At 61.3% G+C, this 24766-nt stretch carries 20 protein-coding genes; 15 read left to right on the forward strand and 5 right to left on the reverse strand.

Features of this window, described 5'->3' with window-relative positions; genetic code table 11:
* Positions 1 to 17: 17 nt before the first annotated feature.
* Genes ACH79_RS27845 through ACH79_RS27855 form a run of 3 tightly spaced genes read left to right on the forward strand, consistent with a single transcriptional unit; the run spans position 18 to position 3500 of the window.
* Complete coding sequence (locus ACH79_RS27845; RefSeq protein ID WP_161853788.1) at positions 18 to 959, forward strand: ABC transporter permease; 942 nt, start codon at positions 18 to 20, stop codon at positions 957 to 959.
* Entirely contained in the window at positions 959 to 1882 is a 924-nt protein-coding gene (locus tag ACH79_RS27850) for an ABC transporter permease (RefSeq protein WP_161853789.1), read from the forward strand. Before ACH79_RS27845 ends, ACH79_RS27850 begins: the two co-directional genes overlap by 1 nt.
* Position 1883: 1 nt before the next feature.
* Positions 1884 to 3500, forward strand: coding sequence for an ABC transporter ATP-binding protein (locus tag ACH79_RS27855; protein WP_161853790.1), 1617 nt, complete (start codon positions 1884 to 1886; stop codon positions 3498 to 3500).
* 341 nt (positions 3501 to 3841) lie between these two features.
* Here the strand turns inward: ACH79_RS27855 and ACH79_RS27860 are convergent, their stop codons facing one another.
* A complete protein-coding gene (locus tag ACH79_RS27860; protein WP_161853791.1) occupies positions 3842 to 4699 on the reverse strand; it encodes an alpha/beta fold hydrolase in 858 nt (285 codons plus the stop codon).
* Positions 4700 to 4828: 129 nt separating this feature from the next.
* Here ACH79_RS27860 and ACH79_RS27865 point away from each other — a divergent pair, with 129 nt between their 5' ends.
* Positions 4829 to 5563 (forward strand): 1-acyl-sn-glycerol-3-phosphate acyltransferase, encoded by a 735-nt coding sequence (locus tag ACH79_RS27865; RefSeq protein WP_161853792.1) that lies wholly within the window; start codon positions 4829 to 4831, stop codon positions 5561 to 5563.
* On the opposite strand, the gene ACH79_RS27870 is transcribed toward ACH79_RS27865, so the two are convergent.
* Positions 5560 to 6117, reverse strand: a complete 558-nt coding sequence (locus ACH79_RS27870) for a TMEM175 family protein (protein WP_161856612.1) — start codon at positions 6115 to 6117, stop codon at positions 5560 to 5562. The genes ACH79_RS27865 and ACH79_RS27870 overlap by 4 nt on opposite strands.
* A 405-nt stretch (positions 6118 to 6522) precedes the next feature.
* Between ACH79_RS27870 and ACH79_RS27875 the strand changes: the two genes are divergently transcribed.
* The 9 genes from ACH79_RS27875 (at position 6523) to ACH79_RS27915 (ending at position 17435) form a co-directional block, all read left to right on the forward strand.
* The gene (locus ACH79_RS27875) at positions 6523 to 7764 is read left to right on the forward strand and encodes a tyrosine-type recombinase/integrase (RefSeq protein ID WP_161853793.1); all 1242 of its coding nucleotides are present in this window, start codon (positions 6523 to 6525) and stop codon (positions 7762 to 7764) included.
* Positions 7761 to 8153: a hypothetical protein gene (locus tag ACH79_RS27880; protein ID WP_161853794.1), complete on the forward strand. Its 393-nt coding sequence runs from the start codon at positions 7761 to 7763 to the stop codon at positions 8151 to 8153. The genes ACH79_RS27875 and ACH79_RS27880 overlap by 4 nt, the downstream gene beginning before the upstream one ends.
* Before the next feature lie 78 nt (positions 8154 to 8231).
* Complete coding sequence (locus ACH79_RS27885; RefSeq protein WP_161853795.1) at positions 8232 to 8579, forward strand: hypothetical protein; 348 nt, start codon at positions 8232 to 8234, stop codon at positions 8577 to 8579.
* Between the two features lie 120 nt (positions 8580 to 8699).
* Positions 8700 to 9449 carry a hypothetical protein gene (locus ACH79_RS27890; protein ID WP_161853796.1) on the forward strand — a complete coding sequence of 250 codons (750 nt, stop codon included), beginning with the start codon at positions 8700 to 8702 and terminating at the stop codon, positions 9447 to 9449.
* Between the two features lie 62 nt (positions 9450 to 9511).
* Positions 9512 to 12508, forward strand: coding sequence for a DNA polymerase (locus tag ACH79_RS27895; RefSeq protein ID WP_161853797.1), 2997 nt, complete (start codon positions 9512 to 9514; stop codon positions 12506 to 12508).
* Positions 12505 to 13863 carry a primase-helicase family protein gene (locus ACH79_RS27900; RefSeq protein WP_161853798.1) on the forward strand — a complete coding sequence of 453 codons (1359 nt, stop codon included), beginning with the start codon at positions 12505 to 12507 and terminating at the stop codon, positions 13861 to 13863. Before ACH79_RS27895 ends, ACH79_RS27900 begins: the two co-directional genes overlap by 4 nt.
* 630 nt (positions 13864 to 14493) lie before the next feature.
* Positions 14494 to 14712: a hypothetical protein gene (locus tag ACH79_RS27905; protein ID WP_161853799.1), complete on the forward strand. Its 219-nt coding sequence runs from the start codon at positions 14494 to 14496 to the stop codon at positions 14710 to 14712.
* A 219-nt stretch (positions 14713 to 14931) separates the two neighbouring features.
* Positions 14932 to 15585, forward strand: coding sequence for a recombinase family protein (locus ACH79_RS27910; protein WP_161853800.1), 654 nt, complete (start codon positions 14932 to 14934; stop codon positions 15583 to 15585).
* Positions 15586 to 17198: 1613 nt separating this feature from the next.
* On the forward strand, positions 17199 to 17435 hold the full coding sequence (locus tag ACH79_RS27915) for a hypothetical protein (protein ID WP_161853801.1): 237 nt from the start codon (positions 17199 to 17201) through the stop codon (positions 17433 to 17435).
* Positions 17436 to 18342: 907 nt separating this feature from the next.
* Here the strand turns inward: ACH79_RS27915 and ACH79_RS27920 are convergent.
* Positions 18343 to 20745, reverse strand: a complete 2403-nt coding sequence (locus ACH79_RS27920; RefSeq protein WP_161853802.1) for an AI-2E family transporter — start codon at positions 20743 to 20745, stop codon at positions 18343 to 18345.
* A gap of 313 nt (positions 20746 to 21058) precedes the next feature.
* Between ACH79_RS27920 and ACH79_RS27925 the strand changes: the two genes are divergently transcribed.
* The gene (locus ACH79_RS27925; RefSeq protein WP_161853803.1) at positions 21059 to 21277 is read left to right on the forward strand and encodes a hypothetical protein; all 219 of its coding nucleotides are present in this window, start codon (positions 21059 to 21061) and stop codon (positions 21275 to 21277) included.
* 282 nt (positions 21278 to 21559) lie between these two features.
* Here the strand turns inward: ACH79_RS27925 and ACH79_RS27930 are convergent, their stop codons facing one another.
* Together ACH79_RS27930 and ACH79_RS27935 are read right to left on the reverse strand one after the other, a co-directional pair.
* A complete protein-coding gene (locus tag ACH79_RS27930; protein WP_161853804.1) occupies positions 21560 to 22066 on the reverse strand; it encodes a ferritin-like domain-containing protein in 507 nt (168 codons plus the stop codon).
* Between the two features lie 225 nt (positions 22067 to 22291).
* The gene (locus ACH79_RS27935) at positions 22292 to 23467 is read right to left on the reverse strand and encodes a zinc-dependent alcohol dehydrogenase (protein WP_161853805.1); all 1176 of its coding nucleotides are present in this window, start codon (positions 23465 to 23467) and stop codon (positions 22292 to 22294) included.
* Positions 23468 to 23827: 360 nt separating this feature from the next.
* Here ACH79_RS27935 and ACH79_RS27940 point away from each other — a divergent pair, with 360 nt between their 5' ends.
* On the forward strand, positions 23828 to 24553 hold the full coding sequence (locus ACH79_RS27940) for a YihY/virulence factor BrkB family protein (protein ID WP_246738156.1): 726 nt from the start codon (positions 23828 to 23830) through the stop codon (positions 24551 to 24553).
* Positions 24554 to 24766 lie beyond the last annotated feature (213 nt).

The raw sequence follows: 24766 nt of genomic DNA on the forward strand, positions 1-24766 counted from the left end.
GTTTCGGGGATCGACCTATGTACGGTTACTTCTTTCGGCGATTGCTTGGCACGGTCCCCGTGATGCTGGTGGTCGCGGTTTTCATCTTTCTGATGCTGCGGCTGACTCCGTCCGACCCGGCGGCGGTCATCGCCGGCGACAACGCCACCACCGAACAGGTGGCGCAGATCCGCACCCAACTCGGCCTCGACCGGCCGATGATCGAGCAATTCGTGATCTGGTCGGGCAGGGTGCTGACCGGTAATTTCGGCGAAAGCTTCTTCTTCAAGAAGACGGTGGCCTCGCTGATCGGCGAGCGGATCGAGCCGACCCTGTCGCTGGCCTTGTTCACGATCCTGATTGCGGTGTTTGTCGCTGTTCCGCTCGGCGTATTGGCGGCGCACCGGCACGGTTCGTGGATCGACCGCATCGTGATGGGCTTTTCGGTACTCGGCTTTTCCGTGCCCGTGTTCGTAATCGGCTATCTCCTGATCTATTTGTTCGCGGTCTATTTGAACTGGCTGCCGGTGCAGGGCTATCAGCGAATCTCGGAGGGGGTTGGCGGCTGGGTGCAGCGGCTGATCCTGCCGTCGGTGACCTTGTCGGTGATCTATATCGCGCTGATCGCGCGCATGACGCGCACCAGCGTGCTGGAAGTGCTGTCGGAAGATTATATCCGCACCGCGCGGGCCAAGGGACAGTCCGAGCGAAAGGTGCTGTTCCGTCATGCGCTGCGCAATGCCGCCGTTCCGATCGTCACGGTGATCGGACTTGGCGTGGCGCTCCTGATCGGCGGCGTGGTCGTGACCGAAAGCGTGTTCACGATCCCCGGCCTAGGCAGGCTCACGGTCGACGCGGTGCTGGCGCGCGACTATCCGACGATCCAGGCCGTCATCCTGCTGTTTTCATTCGTCTACGTCATGATCAACCTGGCGGTTGATATGATCTATACCGTACTCGATCCCAGGATTCGCTACTGATGGTGGACGCGACGATCCTCGAACCCGTTCTGCCGGCCAGCCCGGGTAAGCCGGCCGCGTATCGCAAATTGCTGCGCAACCCGGGCGTGGTGTTCGGCGCCGCCGTCATTACTATCGTATTGCTGATGGGGCTATTCGCGGCCTGGCTCGGAACCATTGATCCGACGGCGATCAGCCCGATCGCACGAAACAAGGTCCCCGGCGCGGAAATCACAATGCGGACGGACACCGGCGAACGCATCAAGATGATCGCCAAGTTCGGCACGGACAGCCTGGGGCGTGACGTCTACAGCCGCGTGGTCTATGGCGCGCGCGTCTCGCTCTTTGTCGGCATCACGGTAGCGCTGATCAGCATCGCCTGTGGCCTGTTCATCGGTCTGCTCGCCGGCTTCTTCCGCATTCTGGATGCCGTGATCATGCGGATCATGGACGGGCTGATGGCGATCCCGGCCATCCTGCTGGCGATCGCAATGGTGTCGCTGTTCCGCTCCAGCGTGTGGACGGTGATCATCGCCATCACGGTTCCGCAGATTCCAGGCGTGGTCCGGCTCGTGCGCTCCATCGTGCTCAGCGTGCGCGAGGAACCCTATGTCGAGGCGGCGGTGACGCTCGGCACTTCGACCCCGAAACTGCTGTGGCGGCATGTGTTGCCCAATACGATCGCGCCGATGATCGTGCAGGGCACGTTCATCTGCGCGTCGGCCATCCTCATCGAAGCCATCCTGTCCTTCCTTGGCATCGGCGTGCCGCCGGAGGTGCCGACCTGGGGCAACATCATGGCCGAGGGCCGCCAGGTCTTCAGCCTGTATCCGCACAACATCATCTATCCCGGCGTGTGCCTTGCGCTCACGATCCTTGCCGTCAACGTTCTCGGCGACGGCTTGCGCGATACGCTCGATCCCAAGATGGCGAAGCGGGTGTGATGTGAGCAACACTGTCCTCGAAGTCTCAAATCTTTCCGTCGCCATCAACGGAGGCGACCGGACGCACGCGGTGCAGGGCATCAACCTGACCGTCGGTGCCGACGAGATCGTCTGCGTGGTGGGCGAATCCGGCTCCGGCAAATCGGTGACGGCGCAGGCCGTCATGGGCCTGCTGCCGAAGGGGGCGATGCAGGTCGAGAGCGGTTCGATCCGGCTGCAGGGTGATCAACTGCTCACCAAATCCGACGCCGAACTGCGCGCGGTCCGCGGCACCCGCATGGCCATGGTGTTCCAGGAACCGATGACCGCGCTCAATCCGGTCGAGCGCGTCGGCGACCAGATCCGCGAGGTGCTGGAGATCCACACCGGCCTCGACCAGAAGGAGCAGCGCGCGCGCGTGCTCGAGATCATGCGCGCGGTGCATCTGCCCGATCCTGAGCAGATGATCGATGCCTATCCGCACCAGCTCTCCGGCGGCCAGCGTCAGCGGATCATGATCGCGGCGGCGCTGGTGCTCGATCCGGCCCTGCTGATTGCCGACGAGCCGACCACGGCGCTCGACGTCACCACGCAGGCGCAGATCCTCAAGCTCGTGCGGGAAATGCAGGGGCGCACCAAAACCGGCGTGCTGTTCATCACCCATGATTTCGGCGTCGTCTCCGAGATCGCTGACCGCGTCGTGGTGATGCAGATGGGCCGGATCGTGGAGCAAGGCCCCTGCGAGGAGGTGCTGCGGAATCCACGCGAGGACTATACGCGAATGCTCTTGGCCGCCGTGCCGAGCATGACGCCGCCGAAGCGGTCGCCGGTGACCGGACCGGTGGTCCTGCAGACCGAGAATCTTTTCAAGACTTATGGCAAGCGCTCGCTGTTCCAGCCGAAGGCCCGCGTGGTGGCCGCGGTCAAGGACGTCTCGCTGACGATCCGGCGCGGTGAAACGCTGGGCATTGTCGGCGAATCCGGGTCCGGCAAGTCGACGGTGGCACGCTGCGTCGCGCGGTTGGTCGATACGTCAGCGGGCGGCATCAAGATCGACGGCGTCGATATCGCGGCGATGCGCGAGGCAAAATTCCGCCCGATGCGCCGGCGCATCCAGTTCATTTTCCAAGACCCATATCGATCGCTCAATCCGCGCCGCACGGTTGGCGAGGCGATCATCGAGGGGCCGATGAATTTTGGCCTCAGCCGCAAGGAGGCATTGCAGCGCGCGCGCGACCTGATGGCCGTGGTGCATCTGCCGCCGGCTGCGATCGATCGTTTTCCGCATCAGTTCTCCGGCGGCCAGCGCCAGCGGATCTGTATTGCGCGGGCGCTGGCGATGGAGCCTGAGTTGCTGATCGGCGACGAGCCCGTGTCGGCGCTAGACGTGTCCGTGCAGGATCAGGTGCTGAAGCTTCTGGACGAGGTGCGCCGCAGGTTTAATCTGGCGGTGCTGTTCATCACCCACGATCTGCGGGTGGCTGCCCAGGTCTGTGACCGGATCGCGGTCATGCAGCGCGGGGTCATCGTCGAGCAGGGCGCCACGGCTGAAGTCTTTGCCGCGCCCCAGCACGAATACACCAAGGCGCTGTTCGACGCCGCGCCCGGCCGGCATCAGGAATTTGCCGCCAGCGCGTGATGGCGTTGCGTTCCTTGCCATCATTGCAAGCGCAAGCGACTTGTCCCGCCTTTCGCTCTTTGAGCTCTGGCGGACAAGTCGTTGCTACACTCGCTAGCGCAAACGCTTCGCGTTTGTCGCAGGCCGTGACGGGGAAATCAGCAGTGGCTATCTCGCTCCAGCTCAGGCCCGTCATTCAGCAGCGGGGACCGGATTTGCGGATGTTGAGGCGAAGGGGAACGCCGATCGCGTGCGGGCTTGCTTGCCGTGGAATTCGATTTTTCGGGATGATGTTGTTCGTTCGGCATGTCGTCAGCGCTCCATTTTGCTGCACGACAACATCTTGACCGCCGTTGCGTTCCTCAAACCGGATGCGCCGCGAGATGTTCCAGCATTAATTCGCAGACACGTTCCGGCGCCTGATCCGCCGCAAAGTGCCCGACGCCCGGCAGCACCTCGAAGCGATAGGGTGCGGCGATGAAATCGACCGTGCCTTCGGCGGCGATGCGGCCGACGGTGTCGTCGGCGTCGCCCCATATATAGAGCGTGGGCACGCGGATCGGGCCGAGCGGCCCGCGGATCGCGCCGCGTGCGCGATACCAGGCCAGCGCAGCTTCCATCGCGTCCTTGTTGCCGAGCACGGCGAGATGCATCTCGATCGCCTCCGCGGGAACGCCGTTGGCGACGAGACGCTCGCGCAGCCATCCGGCGTCGTTCGCGAGCACGATAGCGGCGGCGTCAGGTTCCAGAAACGCCTTGTGATGTTTTGAGCGTTGCGCCTGCTCGCCGTCGGTTTCGAGCGCGCGATTGAACGCATTCGGATGCGGCCGCGAGAGAATCGTGAGCGAGGCCAGCCGTTCATGGTGGCGGTCGGCGATAGCCCAGGCGATGCTGCCGCCCCAGTCGTGGCCGGCGAGATGAAAGCGCGCCGCGCCATAGCCCGCGGCCGTAGCGATCGCCATCGCGTCGTCCATCAGGCGGTCGATCAGGTAATGCGAAAATTCGCGCGGATCGGGGCGGGCACCCGGCGAATAGCCGCGCTGGCTCGGTGCGATGGCGCGGTAGCCCATGTCGCCGAGCGCCGTCACCTGCGCGCGCCAGCAATGCATTGATTCCGCAAAGCCGTGCAGCAGCAGTACCAGCGGCGCGCCGGGCGGGCCGGCCGTGATGGCATCGAAGACGAGATGCGGCGCGATGGCGATTTGTTCTGATGCCGGCATGCGGCGATCCTGGACAGCCAATCGGGCCGATCCATGTCCGGGCCGATTTCAGCCGGGCGGGCGGAATTGTGCAACCCGGGAAAAGTGCTGTATTGGAAGCCGCATCAGAGGCCCCGAGGGGACGGACGTTTGCATTATCTGAGGTCAATTCTATTCGATGCCGCCGTGGTGATCCTGACGGTCGTCGTTGCATCGACGGTGCCGTTCATGGCGCTGTTCAACGCAAGCAGTGCGACGGTGCGTGCGGTCTCCCAGGTGTGGGCCAACGGCATCATGTTCCTGATGAAGTACGTCATAGGGCTGGACTATCGCGTCGAGGGGCGTGAGCACGTTCCCGACGGCCCCTGCATCATTGCCTGCAATCATCAATCGCTGTGGGAGACCGCGGCACTCTGCGTGATTTTCCCCGACGCCAGCATCGTCGCCAAGAAGGAACTCCGGAAGCTGCCATTGGTTGGGTGGTTTCTCGAGCACTATCCGATGATCCTGGTCGATCGCTCGGCGGGCCGCCATGCGCTGCGCCAGATGGTCGATGAAGCAAAGCGCGCGGTCGGCGAGGGGCGCAAGGTACTGCTGTTTCCGCAAGGCACGCGGCAGGCGATCGACGAGCCCGTGAAGTTTCAGTCGGCCGGCATTTCCGCGCTCTACACCAACCTCGAAGTCCCCGTGGTGCCGGCGGCATGCAATTCCGGGCTGTTCTGGGGCAAGAAGACCCTGATGATCCACTCCGGCATCATCACGCTCTCGTTCCTCCCGCCGATCGCGCCGGGCCTGCCGCGAAAGGAGTTTCAGCAGAAGATGGAGCGGATGATTGCGGAGGAGGCGAGCCGCTTGCTGACGGTCAGCGAGGCCAAGGTGCGCTAGCTTGCGCGGCGCGCGGCGAACCAGCCTGCGAGGGGCGCAAGAAATGCCAGGCACCAGATGAACTGTGAGATTCTCGGCGCGGCGAAAGCCACGGCCGTCCCGAGCACGAACACGCACAGCGGAAACAGCGCCGTCGCCAGCAACTGCGGATTGCTCTGGCCCCGCAGCGCCAGGACCCACAACAGCGCATTCAGCGCGGCGATCACGGTCAGGTGGAATCCATAGAGCACCGCGATCACGCCATCGACCCGATAGACGCCGTAGAGACCGTTCGTCACCGGCAGGATGATGATCGAGAGCAGAAAAAACAGATTGAGAAACACCACGCCCCGGCCGCCTTCCGGCGCCACGGCAAGCCGCCGGTGATGGCTGAACCAGAACAGCCCGGCGACGATGAAGCTGATCGTCAGCGCAATGATGGGGTGCGCGTAGACGTGAATCAGACCCATCCAGGTCGGCGGTTGCGTGAAACTGCTGGCCTTCGGCAGATCGTAGGCGAGCAGCGTCATGGCAACGCCAAAGATGGTGTTGCTTAGCATCTCCAGCCGGCGCATTTCGAAAAGACCGATTTGCGGCAATGTAGTCCCCCAAGTCTCCAGTCCGTCCCCGCCCGATTCAAGTTAAGCTTGGCAGAGCGTGGCTTGCCTAGCCGTAGCTCGCGGCCACAGGCCCGCCTTCGCCCATTGGGCTTCGGCGCGGCAGCCTTCACTCGCTGCGCGAGCGAAGGCTGGTGCGGGCGGTGGGACTCGAACCCACACGACGTTGCCATCGAGGGATTTTAAGTTTGTATTCCGCTGTCCCTGGCTGTCACCGGCTGATCGCCAGGAAACGCTGTATTTTCCAGCACTTTTCGTATATTATCCGTACAGCTGGGGACAGCCCGGTAGTCGGCGAGTACCCGAAACTCCTACCCTACACCCTACCCTGGGCCCCCGAGGGATTTTGCGAGGGACTGCTGAATGCCTCACTTTCTCAGCGAAGATTTCGTCCGCAACAGGCTCGGCAGGCTGATGGCCGGGCGTGACGAGCGGTTCTTTCGCGACAGCAAGCTCACCGGGTTCCTATTGCGCGTCCGGCGGGCCGCTGAAGGTAACATTTTACTGCGCGCGTGGTTCATCGAACAGCCGGTGCCCGGAAAGACGAACCCGCGCAAAGTCATCATTGGCGACTATCCGACGTTCCCGGCCGACAAGGCCCGCGAGCAGGCGCAGTCAATGCTGCAGGCGGTGAAGCGGGGCGACGATCCCGCTACCGAGCGGGCAACCAAGAAGGCAGCGCCGACGTGGGACGATTTGGTTGCCGTCTTCCGCAGCAAGTTCCTACCGAAGAAGAAACCTTCGACCCGCAAACGCTACAACGGCGTGATCGACCGAATCCTGACGCCCGCTTTCAAACGTTGCCGCGTCGCCGATATCAGCACGCCGATGGTGGCGGCCATGTATGCGCGGCGCGCTGATACTCCCGCCGACGCTAACAACGCCATGCGCACGCTCTCGAAGATGATGAGCTTCGCGATTGGCGAGGGAATGCGCCATGATCGGATCAACCCGTGCAGGGGGATCGAACGCTTCAAGAGCCGCGAGCGCGAGCGTTGGATTGACGAGAAAGAAATGCCGCTGTTTGTGGCGGAGCTGGCTAGGGCGCCGGTCGATCCGGTGCACGATCTGCTGCGTTTCCTGACCATCACGGGCTGGCGCGTAAGCGACGCGCGCTTGCTCGACTGGTCGGTAGTCGATCTGAAAAAGCTTGAGGTGCACCTCGAGGACAGCGTGACCAAAGGCCGGCCGACCGTGCTGTCGACCGACGCCGCGGCGCTGATCGACCGCCAGCCGGGCCGGGCGGGCGCCGTCTTTTCGAAGCGGGCTGGCCAACCGGTCGACTACGGGTATCTGCGCGAGACGCTGGCCGCCGTGCTGAATAAGGCTGGCATCAGGTCCGAGAAGCGCGCCTCCGACGGTGTGGTCGAGAGGGTCACGCCGCACACATTGCGCCATACCGCAGCAAGCTGGGCGTCGCTCGGCGGCGCCGATCCGTTCGAACTACGCGATACCTTCGCGTGGAAGACGTTGGCGATGGCCAACAAGTACGTGAAGGTCGCCGAGACCCGCGCCCGCCGCGGTGTCGAACGGCTGGCCGGTGCAATTAATCTCAACGGCAAGGCGTCCGCCCAAGTCACGAACATCGCCGGGGCGCGGCGATGAAGCAGGCGCAACACGCTTCTGAAGCCGAGGGGTTGTATGCTCTTGTACGACACGGCGAGCGGGTAGAAAAAGTCCCGGCGTGCACCGACGCGCGGTTGTGGATGGCTTGTGAGAAACACCTTCCCCACGACATCCTGCTTCCCGCGCTGCTTCGACTGACCGAGCTGATGGAACTTGCGCGTCAGGCGCATGCGGCCGCCAGGAAAGCAGATAGTAGGGCGGCTGGAATCCGCGGGCGCCCGGAGGGAGGCGTTGGCGCTGAGGTCGACGAGCTGATTGATCGCGGACTTTTCCAGAGCACGGCAAGGGCATATGTCGCCCGCAAACGTGCATTGCCGTACGAAACGGTCGCCGATCTACATCGACGACGGCGCAGGTACCGGAAATAACCCCGGATATGTTTCGTCTCCCGCGGTGAGGCTGACCGGTATAGATGGGGCGGCACCCATAATCACTGAGGTGCCGCCATGCGTGATGAGGACATTGACCGTACCGTTCGGCTGTTCAAGGAACGGTCTGCCTTCTGGACCAGCCAAGGCTACATCGGCGCAGCCCTGTACGAGGCCTTGGCCTCCGACGCCGCGCTTCCCGAGAATCTTTCCCCGAAGGTTATCGCCGCGCTCGAGAACGTGAAGCCGAGCGCCATGGCGCAGCGTCGGAAGCGCGGCGGACCGCCGTCGTTCCTCCGCAGTGCGCAAAACAAAATTGATTACCCGCGCGCCAGCTACTGCCTCTACCTGCGCGATCGGTTCGTCAACCGCCCGACCTCGCGCGCCGCGGCGGAGTACAGCCGCGCCATCCAGGCAACTTCATAGTCGAGGCGGCCGGGCGGCGCGCCCGAACACGAGATCGAGTTCCCTTCGCATGGCGAAGGCGCCCACCGGGGCGAAGCCCGGTTCGATCACAACAATCCAATGATCACAGGGATACAAACCATGTCACCCGCCTTCAACCTGCCGACCGAACGCGTCCTGCTCGGGACGACAGCGATGTGGAATGCGGAATCAAAGTGGACCGATCGCGACGGTTTGCCGATTCCGCCGACGCCGAAGCTCGTGATTGGCATGCGCCGCATCGTGCGGCGCTGGCTCGACCACACGCCCATCGACATCACCGAGCAGCCGCTGCCCGATGTCGACACGCTCAATGCGGCGATCCCGAAGCCCTGGCGGCCCGGCCTCAACGGTCAGGAAGAGCCGCCGTATGCAGTGCACTATGTTGTCCAGTTCTGTGACCCGCAGACCGGCCAGCTCTACACGTTCGTGAACAAGACCTACGGCTCGAAGCTTGCCTACGACCAACTCGAAGAACAGATCGCTGTCATGAGTGCCCTGCGTGGCGCGAACGTCGTCGCGGTCGTGCTCTTGGACCAGGCGCCGATGAAGACGCGGAACTACGGCATGAAATTGCGTCCGCACTTCAAGGTTATCGACTTCAAGGTACCGCCGGGCAGTGGAGCCGATGGTGAGCAGCTGACGCCGCAGTCGCCGCCGCCGCAGCTCAGCGGCGCAACCGGTGCAGCGGCTCCCGTGCCGAAGCCTGATACGAGCGCGGCTCCTGCCTTGGCGTCTCCGCCGTCTCCGGATCCTGAGACCAAGGCGGCGTTGACGCTCGACCAGATGAAATCGGCGAAGCCGGTGACGGTGGGCGAGATCATCAACGACGAATTGCCGCCCTGGGCCTGAGCGGCCACGCAGCACGGGAGGCCCGCGTGCGGGCCTCCCGGATCTCCGTAGGGGAGGCGGACATGCAGCACGTCTACTGGGACATCGAGACGTTCTCACAGGTCAACCTGAAGGATAGCGGCGCGCATATCTACGCGAATGACGAGACGACCGGCATTTTCTTTTTCTGCTACGCCGTCGACGCTGGCGAGGTGCAGACGTGGTGCCCCGGCGATCCCGTGCCGGCGCCGTTCGCCACCCCGACGGACTTCCTGTTCGTCTCTGACAATTTCGGCTTCGAGCGCGCCGTTCACGAGAACATTCTCGCCCGCCACTACGGCTTCCCGCCGATCCCGCTAGAGCACACCGACTGCGCCGAGCGCCGTGCGCTTGCCGCGTCATACCCGGCCGAGCTCGGCTTGCGCTGCGAAGCACTCGGGCTGCCGTTTCACAAGGACCCGGAAGCGCGCAAGGCGATGATGCGACTGGCGCGGCCGCAGACCAAGAAGAAGCTGAACAACAAACCGGAGGACCCGGCGCAGCGCGAACGCGATCTGGTTCTGTTGCTCGAGCGCTGCAAGAGTGACGTCCAAGCGACACGCGCCTGCTTCAATGATCCGCGCTTGCCGCCCTTGCTGCCGGAAGAACGCGCGCTCCTGCTGCTTGATGCCCGCATCAACTCACGCGGCATCGCAGCCCACATACCATTTCTCGAAGCCGCCCGCACGCTCGCGATCAACGAACGCAACGCGATCAACACTCGCCTCGATTACCTGACCGCCGGAGTGATCAAAAGTGTCGATCAGGTGCAGAGAATACGTGAGGCGGCGAATGCTTGCGGCCTGGATCTCGGTTCGCTCGGGAAGCGCTCGGTCGCCGCTGCCCTCGCCCGCCAACCGGAAGGCTTCGCGCGCGAGCTGCTGGTCCTGCGCCAGCGCGGCGCCTATAGCTCGACGCGCAAGTACAAGAAGTTGTTAGAGGTCGCTCACCCGGTTGATCACCGCATTCGTGATGCTTTGCGCATCTATGGTGCCGGACCCGGACGCTGGAGTTCGGTTGGCGCTGGCCAACTGCAGAACCTCGCCCGTAACGACCGCGAGCTCCCCGCCACGCTGGTCGACGCCGTGATCGCCGGTGATCGCGATGAACTGGCGCGCTGGGGCAATCCGCTGCAGGTCGTAAGCGCGGTCTCGCGCGCGGTGTTGTGCGCTGGCCCCGGGCAGCATCTCGTCTGCGCCGACTTCGCCGCCATTGAGTCGCGGGTGCTGGCGTGGTTGGCCGGCGAGACATGGAAGATCGACGCCTACAGGCGGTTTGACACGACCGGCAACAAGCTTATCGAGGTCTACCGCGTCGTCGCCGCGCGCATGCTCAACAAGAGCATCGAGACGATCAGCACGGCTGATCGGCAGAAGGGCAAGGCCACCGATCTGGCCTGCGGCTACGGCGGATCCGTTGGTGCATTGCGCCGCATTGTCGGTGATGACGGGCGCAGCGACGAGGTACTGCAGGCCGACGTGAACCTGTGGCGCACCGCGCATCCGGCCACGCGCAAGCTCGGGCGTAAGCTGGCGCGTGCAATCCGCGTTGCGGTGGGCATCGGACAGAACCGCCCGATCTTAGTCGCGGATGTCCCCCAGCCGCCGCTTTGCGTCGCGTTCGACGGCTACACCTTGACAATGACCCTCCCGAGCGGTCGCGCAATCCATTATCCGGGCGCGCGGCTTGTGCCCAACTCCAAATTCGAAGACGGCGAGGCCGATGTCGAGTTTTTCGACAATGCCAAGCGTCAGTGGAAGCGCGTCCGAGGGTGGTACGGCACGTTCCTTGAGAATGCGGTGCAAGCGATCGCGCGCGACCTTCTCGCTGCAGCTCTGCTGCGTGCCGAGGCACGCGGCTGGTCGGCCGTCTTCCACTGCCACGACGAAATTGTGATCGAGGCGCCGGAAGGCACGCTCCCTGATGCCGAGGTGCTGGCGATGCTCAAGGAGTCGCCGGTGTGGGCGATCGGCCTTCCGCTCAACGGCAAGGTTCACCGCGGGCCGACCTACCTTGAAGCACCGGCGACCAGAGAGCCACCCGAACCGGAGACCGAGCAGGAGCTAGTCGAGCACGCGGTCGACGCATTCGTCGCGGCGACACCGCCTAACCCGAACATCGCGAAGGGAGCGGACGAGGATTTTCTCGCCAGCCTCACCGACACGGTTGCGCCCCTCTATGACTTCGTCACCCTGCCGATGACGGAGAGCCAACACGTCTCCTGTCCGTTCCACGACGACCCGCAACCGAGCTGCAAGATTTACCCGGATCACTGGCATTGCTTCGGCTGCGGTCGCCGCGGCGGGCGGCTCGACTGGCTATGCGACGTCGAAGGCATGACCAAGCGTGAGGCCATCGATGCGCTGCAGGACTGGAGCGGACCGGTTCTGCGCGAGCAGCGCAACGACAGCGCCGCGCGGATCGCGCTCGCATTGCAGCTATGGCAGGAAGCCGGTTCGCTCGCCGGTACGCTTGGCGCACGGTACCTCGCGGAGACGCGCGGCATCGATATCACCCAGTTATCGCCGTCCATTCACGGGGTGCTGCGCTTCCATCCCTCCTGCATATTCGGCACGCGTGCGCGGCACCCGTGCATCGTTGCCCTCATGCGGGACCCGGTGACGGATGCGCCGACCGGGATCCATCGGATCGGTCTCGACCTAACCGGCAACAAGCTCGACCGCATGGCACTCGGGCGCATGGGCGTCGTCAAGCTGTGGCCACCGGATGGCGACCGCCTCGTCATCGGGGAAGGCATCGAGACCGTGCTCGCGGCTGCGACGCGTATCACCTACCGCGACGTGGTGATGACACCGGCATGGGCCGCCTTGAACGAAGCTGGGCTCGCCGGCCTGCCGGTGCTGCCGGGCATCACGCAGCTCACCCTGCTGGTCGACAACGACACCAACGGCGTGGGGCAGAAGGCTGCCGGCAACTGCAAGCGCACCTGGACTGCGGCCGGGCGCACGGTGGCGACACTGATTCCGAAACAGGAAGGTTGGGACTTCAATGACGTGATCTTACGGCAGGGCGCGGCATGAGCGACGACTCCAAGCTAAGCCCAGGCGGCAACGCGGCGGCCATTTCATTCTCGGACTTCGTCGCCTACGCACCGTCACGCTCGTGCATTTACCTGCCGTGTAAAACGCCGTGGCCAAATGCGAGCGTTGACACGCGCTTGCCGCGCATGCCGTTGCTCGACCGACATGGTAACCCGATTGTCGACGGCAGGGGCAAGCCGAGGACGATCGCGGCGAGCGAATGGTTAGAGAAGAACCAGAGCGTCGAAGCGTTCACCTGGATGCCAGGCGAGCCGGAGTTTATCAAAGACAGGCTAGCTGTCGACGGCGGTTGGGTTCGCAAGATCGGCGCCACGACGCTGAACACCTACCGCCCGCCTGATGTTGTGCCCGGCGACGCCGGCAAGGCGCAGCGATGGGTCGACCACTGGCGCAAGCTCTACCCGGACGACGCCGAACATCTGCTCGCCTGGATGGCCGCGCGGGTGCAGCGTCCTGAAGTTAAGCCCAACCACGCCATCGTGCTGGGCGGCAAGCCCGGGATCGGCAAGGACACACTGCTTGAACCGCTGGTGACGGCAGTTGGCGCCTGGAATTTCCGTGACGTGACGGCGAGTCAGTTATTCAGCAAGAATAACGAATTTCTGCGCGGCGTGATCTTACGCGTCAGCGAAGCGCGAGATATGGGCGAGCAAGGGCAAACCAGCCGCTACGGTCTCTACGAGCACGCCAAGAGCGCGCTGGCCATTCCACCTGACACGCTGCGGGTGAACGAAAAGTATCTGCGCGAATACCACATCTTCAATCGTTTCGGGATGATTATCACCACCAACTACCGGGACGCGCTCTACCTGCCCGACAATGACCGCCGCTATTTCATCACCTTTTCCGATCAAGCACCCGAGGAGTTTGGCCCGGCGTTCTGGAAAGATTTTTGGGGCTGGTACAGGAACGGTGGCATCGAACACGTCGTTGCATGGCTCCAGCAATGCGACCTTTCTGCCTTCGACCCGAAGGCAACACCGAGACGCACCGCATCATTCGACTACATGGTCGAGACCGAGCGCGGGGAAGAGTACGCCGAACTGCTCAACGCGATCGATGCGCTCGGCAACCCTAAGGCGCTGACGCTCGCGCAACTGATGGAAAAAGCCCCGTCGCTCGAGTGGCTTCACGATAGGCACAAGCGTCGGTTTATTAGGCACCGGCTCGAACAGTGCGGCTATATCGTCGTGACCAATCCCGAAGCCAAAGATCGGCTGTGGTACGCCAACAAGAAGCGGCAGGTGATCTACGCGCAGTCAGGCTTACCGAACGACCAGCGCCGCGCTGCCGCCATTAGGCTGCAAGACGAGCTCGACGGGCATCGTCAATGATTGGATCGGTTCATTGACGTGGTGATTACTGATCATTGACTTGGACACGTCAGTGATCGGCAGTACTCTAGACAGCAACACTGACGAGGCAGAAAAGCTTCTATTGACGGGCACAACCTCGACCACGTCAGCGATCGTCAGTGTCCGCTTCTCCTCTTTTTAGGAAATAGAAATTGTAGGTATCATAGTGAAGAAGAGGCCCCTTAAAACGTATAAAAAAGGTTGAGAGGGTCTTGCATTACTGATCGTGTGCGGCTGCTAGGGTAATCCTCGGTGGAGTCGAGGGCTCGGTTTGTTACTGCGCAGAACGACCAGCGGGTCAATCGCCGTTCAGGAAGAAGTGCGATATACTGGGCTTCAATCCCCAATGAGCCGGTAGGATGTCGTTGAGCCAAAAACCAAAAGCCGAGGTGCTATCACCCCGCAATAAGATGTCGCTGGACACGCTTGTCGGGGTCAGGGGCGAGATGGCAAGGCTCTATCGGCTTGCGTTGAATGGAAGGATCCCGTCCGACGAAATGACCCGGTTTATCTACGCATTGAAGGAAATCCGTGCTTGCCTTGAGGCGGAGGTCTTGGTCGACGTTCAAGAGCGACTAGCCGCGCTGTCGCGAAATATGGGGAACCACAATGGTCACCGTGTCATCCATCAACCGACTGGTCCAAGCAGTTGACCGGATCGAGAGCCAGAGCCAGCCGCGTCCGTGGAAGGTTGTGACGGTGCCTCGCGGTTATCACGAGGACCCGGATGCCGCGCGAGATCGCCACTATGCGGCGCATCCCGAGGATCGGGGGGCGGATGTCGTGATCTGGCATTTTCGCGATGATAAGGAAAGCGACGAGAGCTAGTTGTTATTCCGCCGGCTGAACCTTCGTAGGAAGAATCAGTCGACGCCGGCTCCGTCACGCCTCCCTCCAAGGATCACACCGCGAGGCGGTCCGAGCAAGCGCGCGACCGTCATCGACTGCCACTTGCCACCGCTTTACCTCACAAAGCCCTTGCCTCGTAGTCCTGTTATGACAATACTACGGGCGTAGTATAGTTATGAACCCAAGGACTAGATTCCCATGCAGGCCGCCATTGCCTACACTCGCCTGAGCAAACCCAACAAGAAGGGTCGCCCCGGCATCGGTCTCGAAGCCCAGCAGGCGGCGCTTGCCGCCTTCGCCAAGGCGGAAGGGTTCGATCTGATCGAGACCTTTGCCGAGACCGAGACCGGTGAGGGAAGCGACGCGCTAGAGAAGCGCCCGCAACTGGCCGCCGCCATGAAGATGGCCAAGAAGCACAAGGCACCCGTGATCGTCGCCAAGCTGGATCGCCTCAGCCGTGATGTACACTTCATCTCGGGCCTGATGGCGCACAGAACGCCATTTATCGTCGCAGAGCTGGGTGCTGACGTCGATCCATTTGTCTTGCACTTATATGCCGCGCTCGCCGAGAAAGAGCGCCGGATGATCTCCCAGCGCACCAAGGACGCGCTCGCATCGCTGAAGGCGCAGGGTAAGAAACTCGGCGGCCTGCGTCCCAAGACGGCGATGCGGATGCAGGCCGCCGACGAGCGTGCCGAGGCGCTGCGCCCCGTGTTCACCCAGCTGCGCGAGCTGTCGGCCAACGCCATCGCCCGCGAGCTGAACGAGCGCCAGATCGCGACACCGAGCGGTAAGCCGTGGTCTGCGGTGACCGTGCTGCGAGTGCAGCGCAGGCTGAAAGGGTTGTCATGAAGGCGCTGACGCGGGTCGGCGAAGCCGTGTGATCCATGACCAACGTCGCCAGTGCGGGGGGTGGGTGACCACCGGGGGGATATGTCGGGATTTGTTCGGTCTGGGACTCCTGTACCAGTTATGGGCCTATATCTCCGAGATCCCGCCGACGTTCTGCCCCTTTCTTCGACATTTCGGCGCCGCAGAATTATCAGGCCCGGGGCAAACCGATGATCCAGCACGTCAACGACATGATCGAGACCACGCACCGCCTAACGCAGCATCGATCTAGCGCGTTTGGCTTGCGCCTCGTCCTCTAATTGGCGGAGTCGCTCGATTTGCGTTCTGAAGCTCGCGGGTAACTCTCGATCCACTGTGAATGAGGACTGCAGTCTCTCGCCGATCTCTCGAACGATCGAGCGGCTATGCCGGGAGTCAATGTCAATGGTGTTTGGCATAACGGTCTTCTCCACACCTGCGCAGAAGGCAAGTTCTAATGCAGACGTTGCTCGTTCTGATCAGGGTGAAGCGCGGCTCTCTGCGCGAGACACACGTTTCGATTAAGGCCTTTAAGCCCCTCGATCGTGATGCGCGTACTGATGCTGCGATAGTGCTCAATCTTCTTAGGACGGCCCTCGCAAGAACACGATCATGAGCCCCATTGCGACCAGGCCGTACAAGCCCGTCACTGTAATGCCGAGACGCATACTGCTCATGATGCCCTCGGAAGGGAGCTTGATCGGTCTGCTGGGCATTGCACGTCCTCATGCAATTTGCCTACCCGAATAGATCACGTCGAAATCGGAAAATCGTTCCGGCCCGAGGTGTATAAATTTGAACACCTGGTTCCGTGAGTTCCCATCGTGCAGTGCCGAGGTTCCCAAACCCCGGCTCAGGGGCAGGGGCGCGATTGCCGCGATCGAACGCCCTAATCCCCCAAAACGATGAAGCCACGCCCATGCCCGCTCTAATCGACGGCATTCGACCACGACAACACGCAAACGAAGGACCACCCCAAAATGTCATTCGACATGAACAACGACTATTCGGCCGCAGGCCCGGAAACGCAGGGTGAAGAGACTGACGCTCGACACGACCCCACGGTCCGCGCTCACCCCAGTCCCGGCACAACATCAGCCCGCCGATACGTTCCCGCTTGATCGCGTCAAGCTCAGCCATCAATTCCGGATAGAGCGCGGCGCCTGTCTCGTCGAAAAGCGGAATCCAGCTTTCGCTTCTGGTTTTCTCGTCGATCACCCTAAAACCATGTTAGGCCGCTCTTTTGGACGGTAGTGCTCGACTTTGAAGGTCGCGATATGTCCTCGCCCCGCTGCAGCCATTCCCAGCCGATCAGCGCGGCTGTCGCAAGCGATTGCAATCCAAGCTCAGCAGCCTTGGTCCGGAAAGTCTGCAATTCCTCGAAGGTCGCCGATGAACCGGCGCATAACCACGTAGCATTAAAATCATGGGCGTTCCGGTCGGGGGCGACCCCGGGTCCGGGTGATCGGGTTTCAAGTCGAGCGGGTACCGCTACCGGTGACAGCCCTACATTTGCGCGCCGCAGCGCGCATTCATCCTGCGAAAGAACAAATCTGTTCTGAGGTCGTTGCCCCTGGACCTATAGGAGGTGACAAATGAAACGGGCTTTGGTGATGGTCGGCGTGATGGTCTTTTCTAGCCCGGCTTTGGCTGATCCCAACCCGACTTTGGGGGGCCGCTGGGGTTACGACCGCGGTGATTACTACGGCCGCAGCTACAACGAAGCACGCGAGTACAAGCAGGAATTTTACAGGGGGCCGTGCAAGATCGAGCGCAAACGGGAGCGCAATGGCGAATACAAAGAAGAGACGAAGTGCAAAGGCTACCGCTAATGCAGTAGAGGCCGCCTCAGTTCGGCGGCCTCATTTATTTCAAATAATCACTCGCTGTGCCGAAAACTCGGACCTCTGGTGAGGTCTGCTGTCGCGCCACGGAATTATATCTTCCACTTTATTCGTCGTAATCCTCGTAAGGCCTTGGACCGTAGTAAGGCCTCGGACCATAGTCCCTGTCGGAAGGCCTTGGCCCATAATCTCGATCGTAGCGCCGGGGCCCGTAATCTCGATCTCGCCTTTCGTACTCGCGATACTCACCACGCGGGGGTGCTGTGTCGCCCTGAGCGAAGACCGCGCGGCACTGATCGCTGAGTTGCGGAGTATTTCGCCGTAAACACGCCACGATCCTATTCACATCGGGGATTTGCCCACCGCATAGCCGCCAGACGTCGGGCGTGCAGGCCTGTTGTTGTGCCCACGTTCCCCGATACTCTTGCGAAAACGCGGTACTTTGAAGGGTGATGCCGCAACCCATCGCTATTACAAAGCTCAGGAAAGTTCGATGCGCTCGCATGTCTACCTTTCTTTGGATTGAAATTCGTCCTGCGATTGAAATAAATGCGACGTGGGAAGGTTCGCGTCGCACAACAACTTGTGAACCGGGGAAGCGCCGGGCTCGCGGCAAAGTCCCAAGCGTGGTCTCGCGGAAGGGACGCCCGCCCCGCGACCGTTAGAATTGATCCTGGCTGAGCGGGACCGGGGCGGGCGTGGGTCGCGAGGGCTTCGCACTGATCTATCTCGATCCGGCGACGCCGACCGTGCGGGCGTGCGGCATGAGGTCGGCGGTCCTTGTCACGAATATGCCGGTTGCGCCAAGGAGCAGCAGCAGAGCTGAGACGATGATGGCGAGGTAGAAGCGATCCATTGAAGTCAAAGAGGGTCGCTGGCTATCGTTCCGCTCGGGCTACTGAGGCACTTCCTGACCGACCGTTGCCGATGAGGCAGCAGGTGCTGATTTCACCGACGCATCTTCGTCCGCATCACTCGTTGTAATGGTGGCTACGACATCGGCGGCCATCGTTTCAAGCAATGCGACCTCGTTTTCTTCCAGTGTGCGGGGTTCGGAGTCGAGAATGCAGAGCGCTCCCAGTATCAGGCCGTCGGCTGCGCGCAGCGGCGCGCCTGCGTAAAAGCGCACGTCCCACTGCTTGATCGTCTCGTTATCGGCGAAGCGCGGATCGCGCTCGATATCCTTAATCACCAACGTCTCGTCGTTAGCCACAACGTAATTGCAGATCGCGTGTTCGCGGTCCATCGGCAGCAGCGTGCCTGCATCATCGGTGATCGCATCCGGCAATTTTCCGCTTTGTCCGACGAAGTATTCGCGGTCTTTATCGATAGTGGTGATCACGGCAACGCTGGTATCGAATACGTCGGCCGCGCGTTTGGCGAGTGCGTCCAGCGCTTCACGTTTGTCACCTTCCAGGACCCCGGTCGCCTTGAGCGCCTCGACACGCTCTGCGTCGTTGTCAGGCACGGGGGCTTGTTGGGCTGCCTTGGCTTCTTCAGGGTCGATGATGCGGTGAATACGATGAACCGCCTCCTCGACCGAAGTCACGACGGCATCGGCTTTGAGCTTTTCGAGGAATTCGTCGGTCAACAGTTCCGGCGGCGCCCTCCATAGCGCCAGAACGATGCGCATATTCGGCCATCGTCGTCGCAGACGCCGGCAGGCGTGGCGGGCCGGGATGGCTGGATTCGGCGTAAAGTAACTGAGGCAGACAATGTCCGCGCCCTTCAGGTCGAGCTTGGCAAGATAGTCGGCATTGACGCTTGCAGCGGGTTGGGAAGCTGCGGCGATCCCTTCGAAAGCGAGCGCATGGGCCAGCATCTCGCCGGCGAGGGCATCGATCTCCCATTTTCCTCCGATGCACAGGACCCTGGGCTTTGCCTCCGGACTCAGGGAGGAGGGGAAATCATCTCTTAGATCGTCGAGCAGCGTGTCCATTCCGCTTGCCAGGCGCAGGCGGTGCTCGGTGCTTGCGTTCTGAAGATACTCCTCGCTTGCCAGACGAAGGACCTCAATGCCGATTGTATCGTAGAATGATATGACCGAAGACTTTTCGATCTCGGTGCCTGCGATCTCGACAGCTTCGTCGGCATCATTTGCAATCAGCCGCTGATAGATGCGGGCCGGAACATCCAGTGCAGGCGTCGAGCCGAGCATGGTGTCGAGGAAGCGTAGCTGCGGCAGATTGCGCCCGAGAACCAGCAGGCAAACCGTGAGGGGGGTGGAGAGGATCAGCCCTACGGGGCCCCAAAGCGCTGTCCACAATATTGCGGCGGCGATCAGCGATATGGCGGACAGACCGGTGCTGGATCCATATAGCAGCGGCTCGACGATGTTGTTGCTAATCAACTCGAGGGTGACGATCAGCGCAACGGTCCAGAGCAGCATGCTCCAGCCGCTGTCGACGGCAAAGGCGAGCGCGACTGGAAAGATTGCAGCAATCAGCGGGCCGACATAGGGGACGAAGCGCATGACCGCGCCGATGGCGCCCCACAGCAGGGCGCCGGGTACGCCGAGGATCCAGAGGCCGGCAGCTAGCGGCACGCCGTAACTGACGTTTACGAGTAGCTGCATCAGAAGGTATCTGCTGATACGTGCGCCAGCCTCCTTAATCGCATCGGTCGAGCGATGGAAGTTTCCTCCCAACAGGCGCAGCAACCGGTCGCGAAGATCGCCGATATCAAGCAGCGCCAGAAAGACGAAGATCAGGATGATGCCGGCGGTGGCCAGGGGCTCCGCTGAGCGCACAACCCAGGCAAACACCTGCTCGAACGGCGTTTGCGGTGTGGGGACGATTTCGACGCGCTGCGGCGCCGGTCCGTCCGCGGGTCTAGTGTCCTTTGACTCCACCTCCTTCTGTAAGCGTTCGACGGTTCTCAGCACGCCGTCCAAAAATCCCGGGGCCTTGAGATTCTGGCGCAGATCCGACAGCTTCGTCAGTATTGTCGATTGGTAGGCCGGCAATTCGACGGCGATCGAACGGACCTGTGCGCCGAGAATGACGCCTAGTCCAACCAGAGCGCACACGACGGTGACTATGACGAGGCTCGTTGCGAGCAGTCTGGGCAGGCCGAGCCGGGCAAGCCAGGTGACCGGCGGGTTCAGAGCGAACGTGATGAGGAATGCAATCGCGAGCGGTATGAGTATTTCGCGGCCGTAATACAGGCCGGCAAGGAGGATAGAGGCCGACACCAGAGCGGCCGCAACTTTTACAGTATCCAGTTCGCGAGACGTGACCGGGGCCGCGCGAACCTGGCTTGGTGATGGAAGCCCTGAGGCTGTAGGCAAATTATGCATTTTGCTCCGCCTCACACGAAAACGCGAACGGACCCAGCAAGTTCCTTCATGCCAATGTCGCGAGCGTGCCTCGTCACGCCGAACTGCCGCCGAAGCTCATAGTTGCTAAGGGCGGCCCGGAAAAACCAGATTCTGAGATCCGTTGGCTAGTGTAGGCATGGGCAGTTGCGGTTGGTTCAGAATCGAAAAAAATTCTTGGTGTGCCGCGTCTCTCTCTATTGAGAGAGGCGATAGGCCGCCAACCGCGCCCGCCTCCTACAGCTTCGGAACCATCGTGGTCCAGCGGGCTTGGTATTCAACAATGGAGTTTCCAATGGCCGATAAGATCTCGACCGCCGAAGGCGACACGGGCAAGCAAGTTTTGCAGCGGCGACATGACGCCGGTAGCGGGGCGAACGAAACCACCGATGGATTAGACGCCACCACCGAAACATTGCGACATGCTGCCGAAGACACGCCGTCCGGTGCCTCGCCGGAGGATGTTGAGACCGTTCCAGTATTCGACCGGGCCGATCTTGCGCCGAAAATCTGAAGCCGCCCGCCGAATGTCAATGAAACGGCGGAATGAGTGAAGGGACCACGATAATGGTTTTCAAGAAACACGGTGTAATCGTCGAGACGTCGACGGAAGCTCGCCAAGCTGAACCGGGTCCGTCGGTGTTATTGTTGCTTGTCGTTAGTCTGAGCCTCGCGGTCATTGTCATGGGCCTTGTCTGGTTCGTTTTCTTCCGTACCTGAGACCTCGCGGGCCTAGCCAGACGGTAGAACGGCCCCAGCGCGGTAGCTGGGGCCGTTTTCGTATCCGGTCCCTTGGTTACGCGGCTTTCGCGGTCTCGGCGTGCTGGTTGACCTCGGATTCCGCGAGCTGACTCAGGGCACTGTCCGTTGCCTTCTCTTCCTTAAGGGTTGCATCGAGCAACTTCACCGCGTCGGCATAACCCAATTCGTTTGCCCAGGTCTTGAGGGTGCCATAACGCGAAATCTCGTAATGCTCGACGGCCTGTGCGGCGGCGAGCAGAGCAGCGTCAAGGGCCGGCATGCCCTTGTACTCGTCCATAACTTCCTTGCCTTCTTCAATGATTCCCATAATGGCATCGCAGGTCTTGCCCTTCGGCGTTTCGTCGATCGACGCGAATACCTGCTCCAGCCGCTCGACCTGGCCGTCGGTTTCGGCCAGGTGCTTTTCGAACGCAGCCTTAAGCTTCGGCGACTGCGCGGCTTTGGCCATTTTCGGCAGGGCGGACAGGATCTTCTTCTCGGCGAAGTAGATATCCTTCAGTGTATCAAGAAACAGATCTTTCAGTTCTTTCTCTCTAGCCATAGGAGCCTCCAGGTTAAATTGCCGGTACCAAACGAGATTGCCGTTGAGTTGTTCCTAGCCGAAGCCACTTTCGCTACGCGGACCAGTCATTCGGCCGCCAGGGTTTAGAAGCGCATTCCCAAACATGAAAAGTAGAGCCACCGTGACCAAGGCCGAGAGCAATAGCGATCCAAAGACAAACGGTTGGAAAAGAAGAAATACACTGTTACGCCTCTCTGCCGAGCACTATCTACCCGGGCGCATGACAACCTTGATGACGCCGTCTTCCTTGTCGCGAAACTTCTTGTACATAGCCGGCGCGTCTTCGAGGCTCGCGGGATGTGTAACAACGAAGCTCGGGTCGATATCACCGGCTTGGATAAGTTTCAGGAGCGGCTGGGTGTAGGCCTGGACGTGAGTTTGACCGGTCTTGATGGTGAGACCCTTGTTCATCGCGGCACCCAACGGAATTTTGTCGCCCATGCCAACGTAAACCCCGGGTATGGAAACTGTGCCGGCCTTGCGACAGCACATGATTGCCTCGCGGAGGACGTGAACGCGGTCCGTCGCCAAAAACGTCGCTGCCTTGACCTTATCGAGAACTGCGTCGGCCGCGCCGTGACCGGACGCTTCGCAACCAACCGCATCGATGCAGCTATCCGGACCACGCTTATTGGTTCGTCTCATGAGCTCGTCGTAGACGTCCGTCTTCGAGAAATCGATCGTGTCGGCGCCGCCGGCCTCTGCCATAGCCAATCGCTCGGGCACCTCGTCAATCGCGATGACGCGGCCGGCGCCCAGGATCAAGGCGGAGCGGATCGCGAACTGCCCTACAGGACCGCAGCCCCAGATCGCCACGGTATCGCCTGGCTCAATCTGTGCGTTGACCGCGGCCATATAGCCGGTCGGGAAGATATCTGACAGAAATAGCGCCTGCTCGTCGGTTATGTTTTCCGGCACCTTGATCGGGCCCACATCGGCCATCGGGACGCGGAGATATTCGGCCTGGCCGCCCGCGTATCCGCCTAGCATGTGGCTGAAGCCGAACAGCCCGGCAGGCGATTGTCCCATGGCTTTGGCTGCCACTTCGGCGTTCGGATTGGTGCGGTCGCAGCACGAAAACAGACCCTTCTGACAGAACCAGCATTGACCGCAGCTGATAGTGAATGGAACGACGACGCGATCACCGATCTTCAGGTTCGTGACTTCGGAGCCAAGTTCGATAACCTCGCCCATATTCTCATGCCCGAGAATATCCCCGCTCTCCATCGTGGGCTGATAGCCGTCAAACAGATGAAGGTCGGAACCACAGATCGCACAGGCGGTGATCTTGATGACGGCATCGCGGGGGTGCTGGATTGCGGGGTCGGGAACGGTGTCTACCCGAACGTCGCCTTTTCCGTGCCAGCACAGTGCGCGCATTAGGTTCTCCTTATGGATCGGCATGCACATTCACGGGTCCATGTCGTCTGAGCGCAACAGCAGCAGGATGGATACGTTCCAAAAATGCTCCTCGTATCCCTCAAGCTTTACACTGGGCTGTCCCGCATCTCGATCCAAAGCGTTGTTTGGCCAAATTTGGAACCGCTCGCGATGTCCCCCATTTGAGAAGGTGAAAGGGCTCGCGATGCTATGGTCGATTGCAAGAGATGCTGCGGGAAATTGGTCGAGCCATAAGGACGCGCGTCAGGGCGCGGCGCTGGCTTATTATTCCGTCTTCTCATAGGTCCCATCATCGTCATCGCAATCGCGGTCGCCGGTCTTTTTTTCGGTCGTGAGGCGGTGAGTGGGCAAGTTGCTGCGTCAATCAAGGACATGCTGGGCGACTCCGGCGCCAAAGCCATCGAAGCCATGCTGGCGGACGCCAGCCGGCCCCAAGAAGGCATGTTGGCGACTTTCCTAGGAATCGGAACGCTCTTATTTGCAGCCATCGGAGTCGTGGTTCAGCTCAAGGACGCCTTAAACACCGTTTGGGAAGTGCAGGAGCAACCGGGACACGGCGTCTGGCAATTCATGCGCAGCTACGTCGTGTCATTGGCTGCCGTCCTGGCGCTTGGTTTTCTTCTGCTCGTGTCGCTGGTTGTGACCACGGGTTTAGCTGCCGTTGGCAAATTTGCCGCTCCCTACATGCAGGAGTGGGTCCTGCACCTCATCAGCATCCTGGTCTCGCTGTCCGTGATTTCCTTGCTGTTCGCCATGATGTTCAAGTGGCTCCCGGATGCGGAAGTCAATTGGTATGACGTCTGGCTCGGCGCCATCATTACCGCCGTATTCTTTGAACTCGGGAAGGCTGCGATAGGATTTTATATCGGCAAACAAGGCCTGGAGTCGACCTACGGTGCCGCTGCCTCGATCATCGTTGTATTAATCTGGGTGTACTACACCTCCCAGATCATTCTCATGGCTGCTGAGGTTACCCGAGCATTTGCCAAGCACCGGGGCTCGATCAAGAAGCGAGATGCCGATAGTCTGCCAAACGTTGCGGAGGCGATCGCGCGAGCACATTAAGACAAAAGTGAACCGTTGCGCGTTCCTGCGGCGGAGGCGGTATGCTGTTTAGCGGTTACATATTCGATCTCGAAGGCACGCTTGTGGACAGCGTGCAGCAGAACCTTCTGAGCCTTCAGGCGTGCTTGGCCACTTCGGCGTTAGCGTTCCCTACGAGCTCCTGCAACTTTATTCCGGACTAGACGGCGACCAAACCCTTCAGCTCGTAGCCCC

It is taken from the genome of Bradyrhizobium sp. CCBAU 051011 (assembly GCF_009930815.1).
Taxonomy (GTDB): Bacteria; Pseudomonadota; Alphaproteobacteria; order Rhizobiales; family Xanthobacteraceae; genus Bradyrhizobium.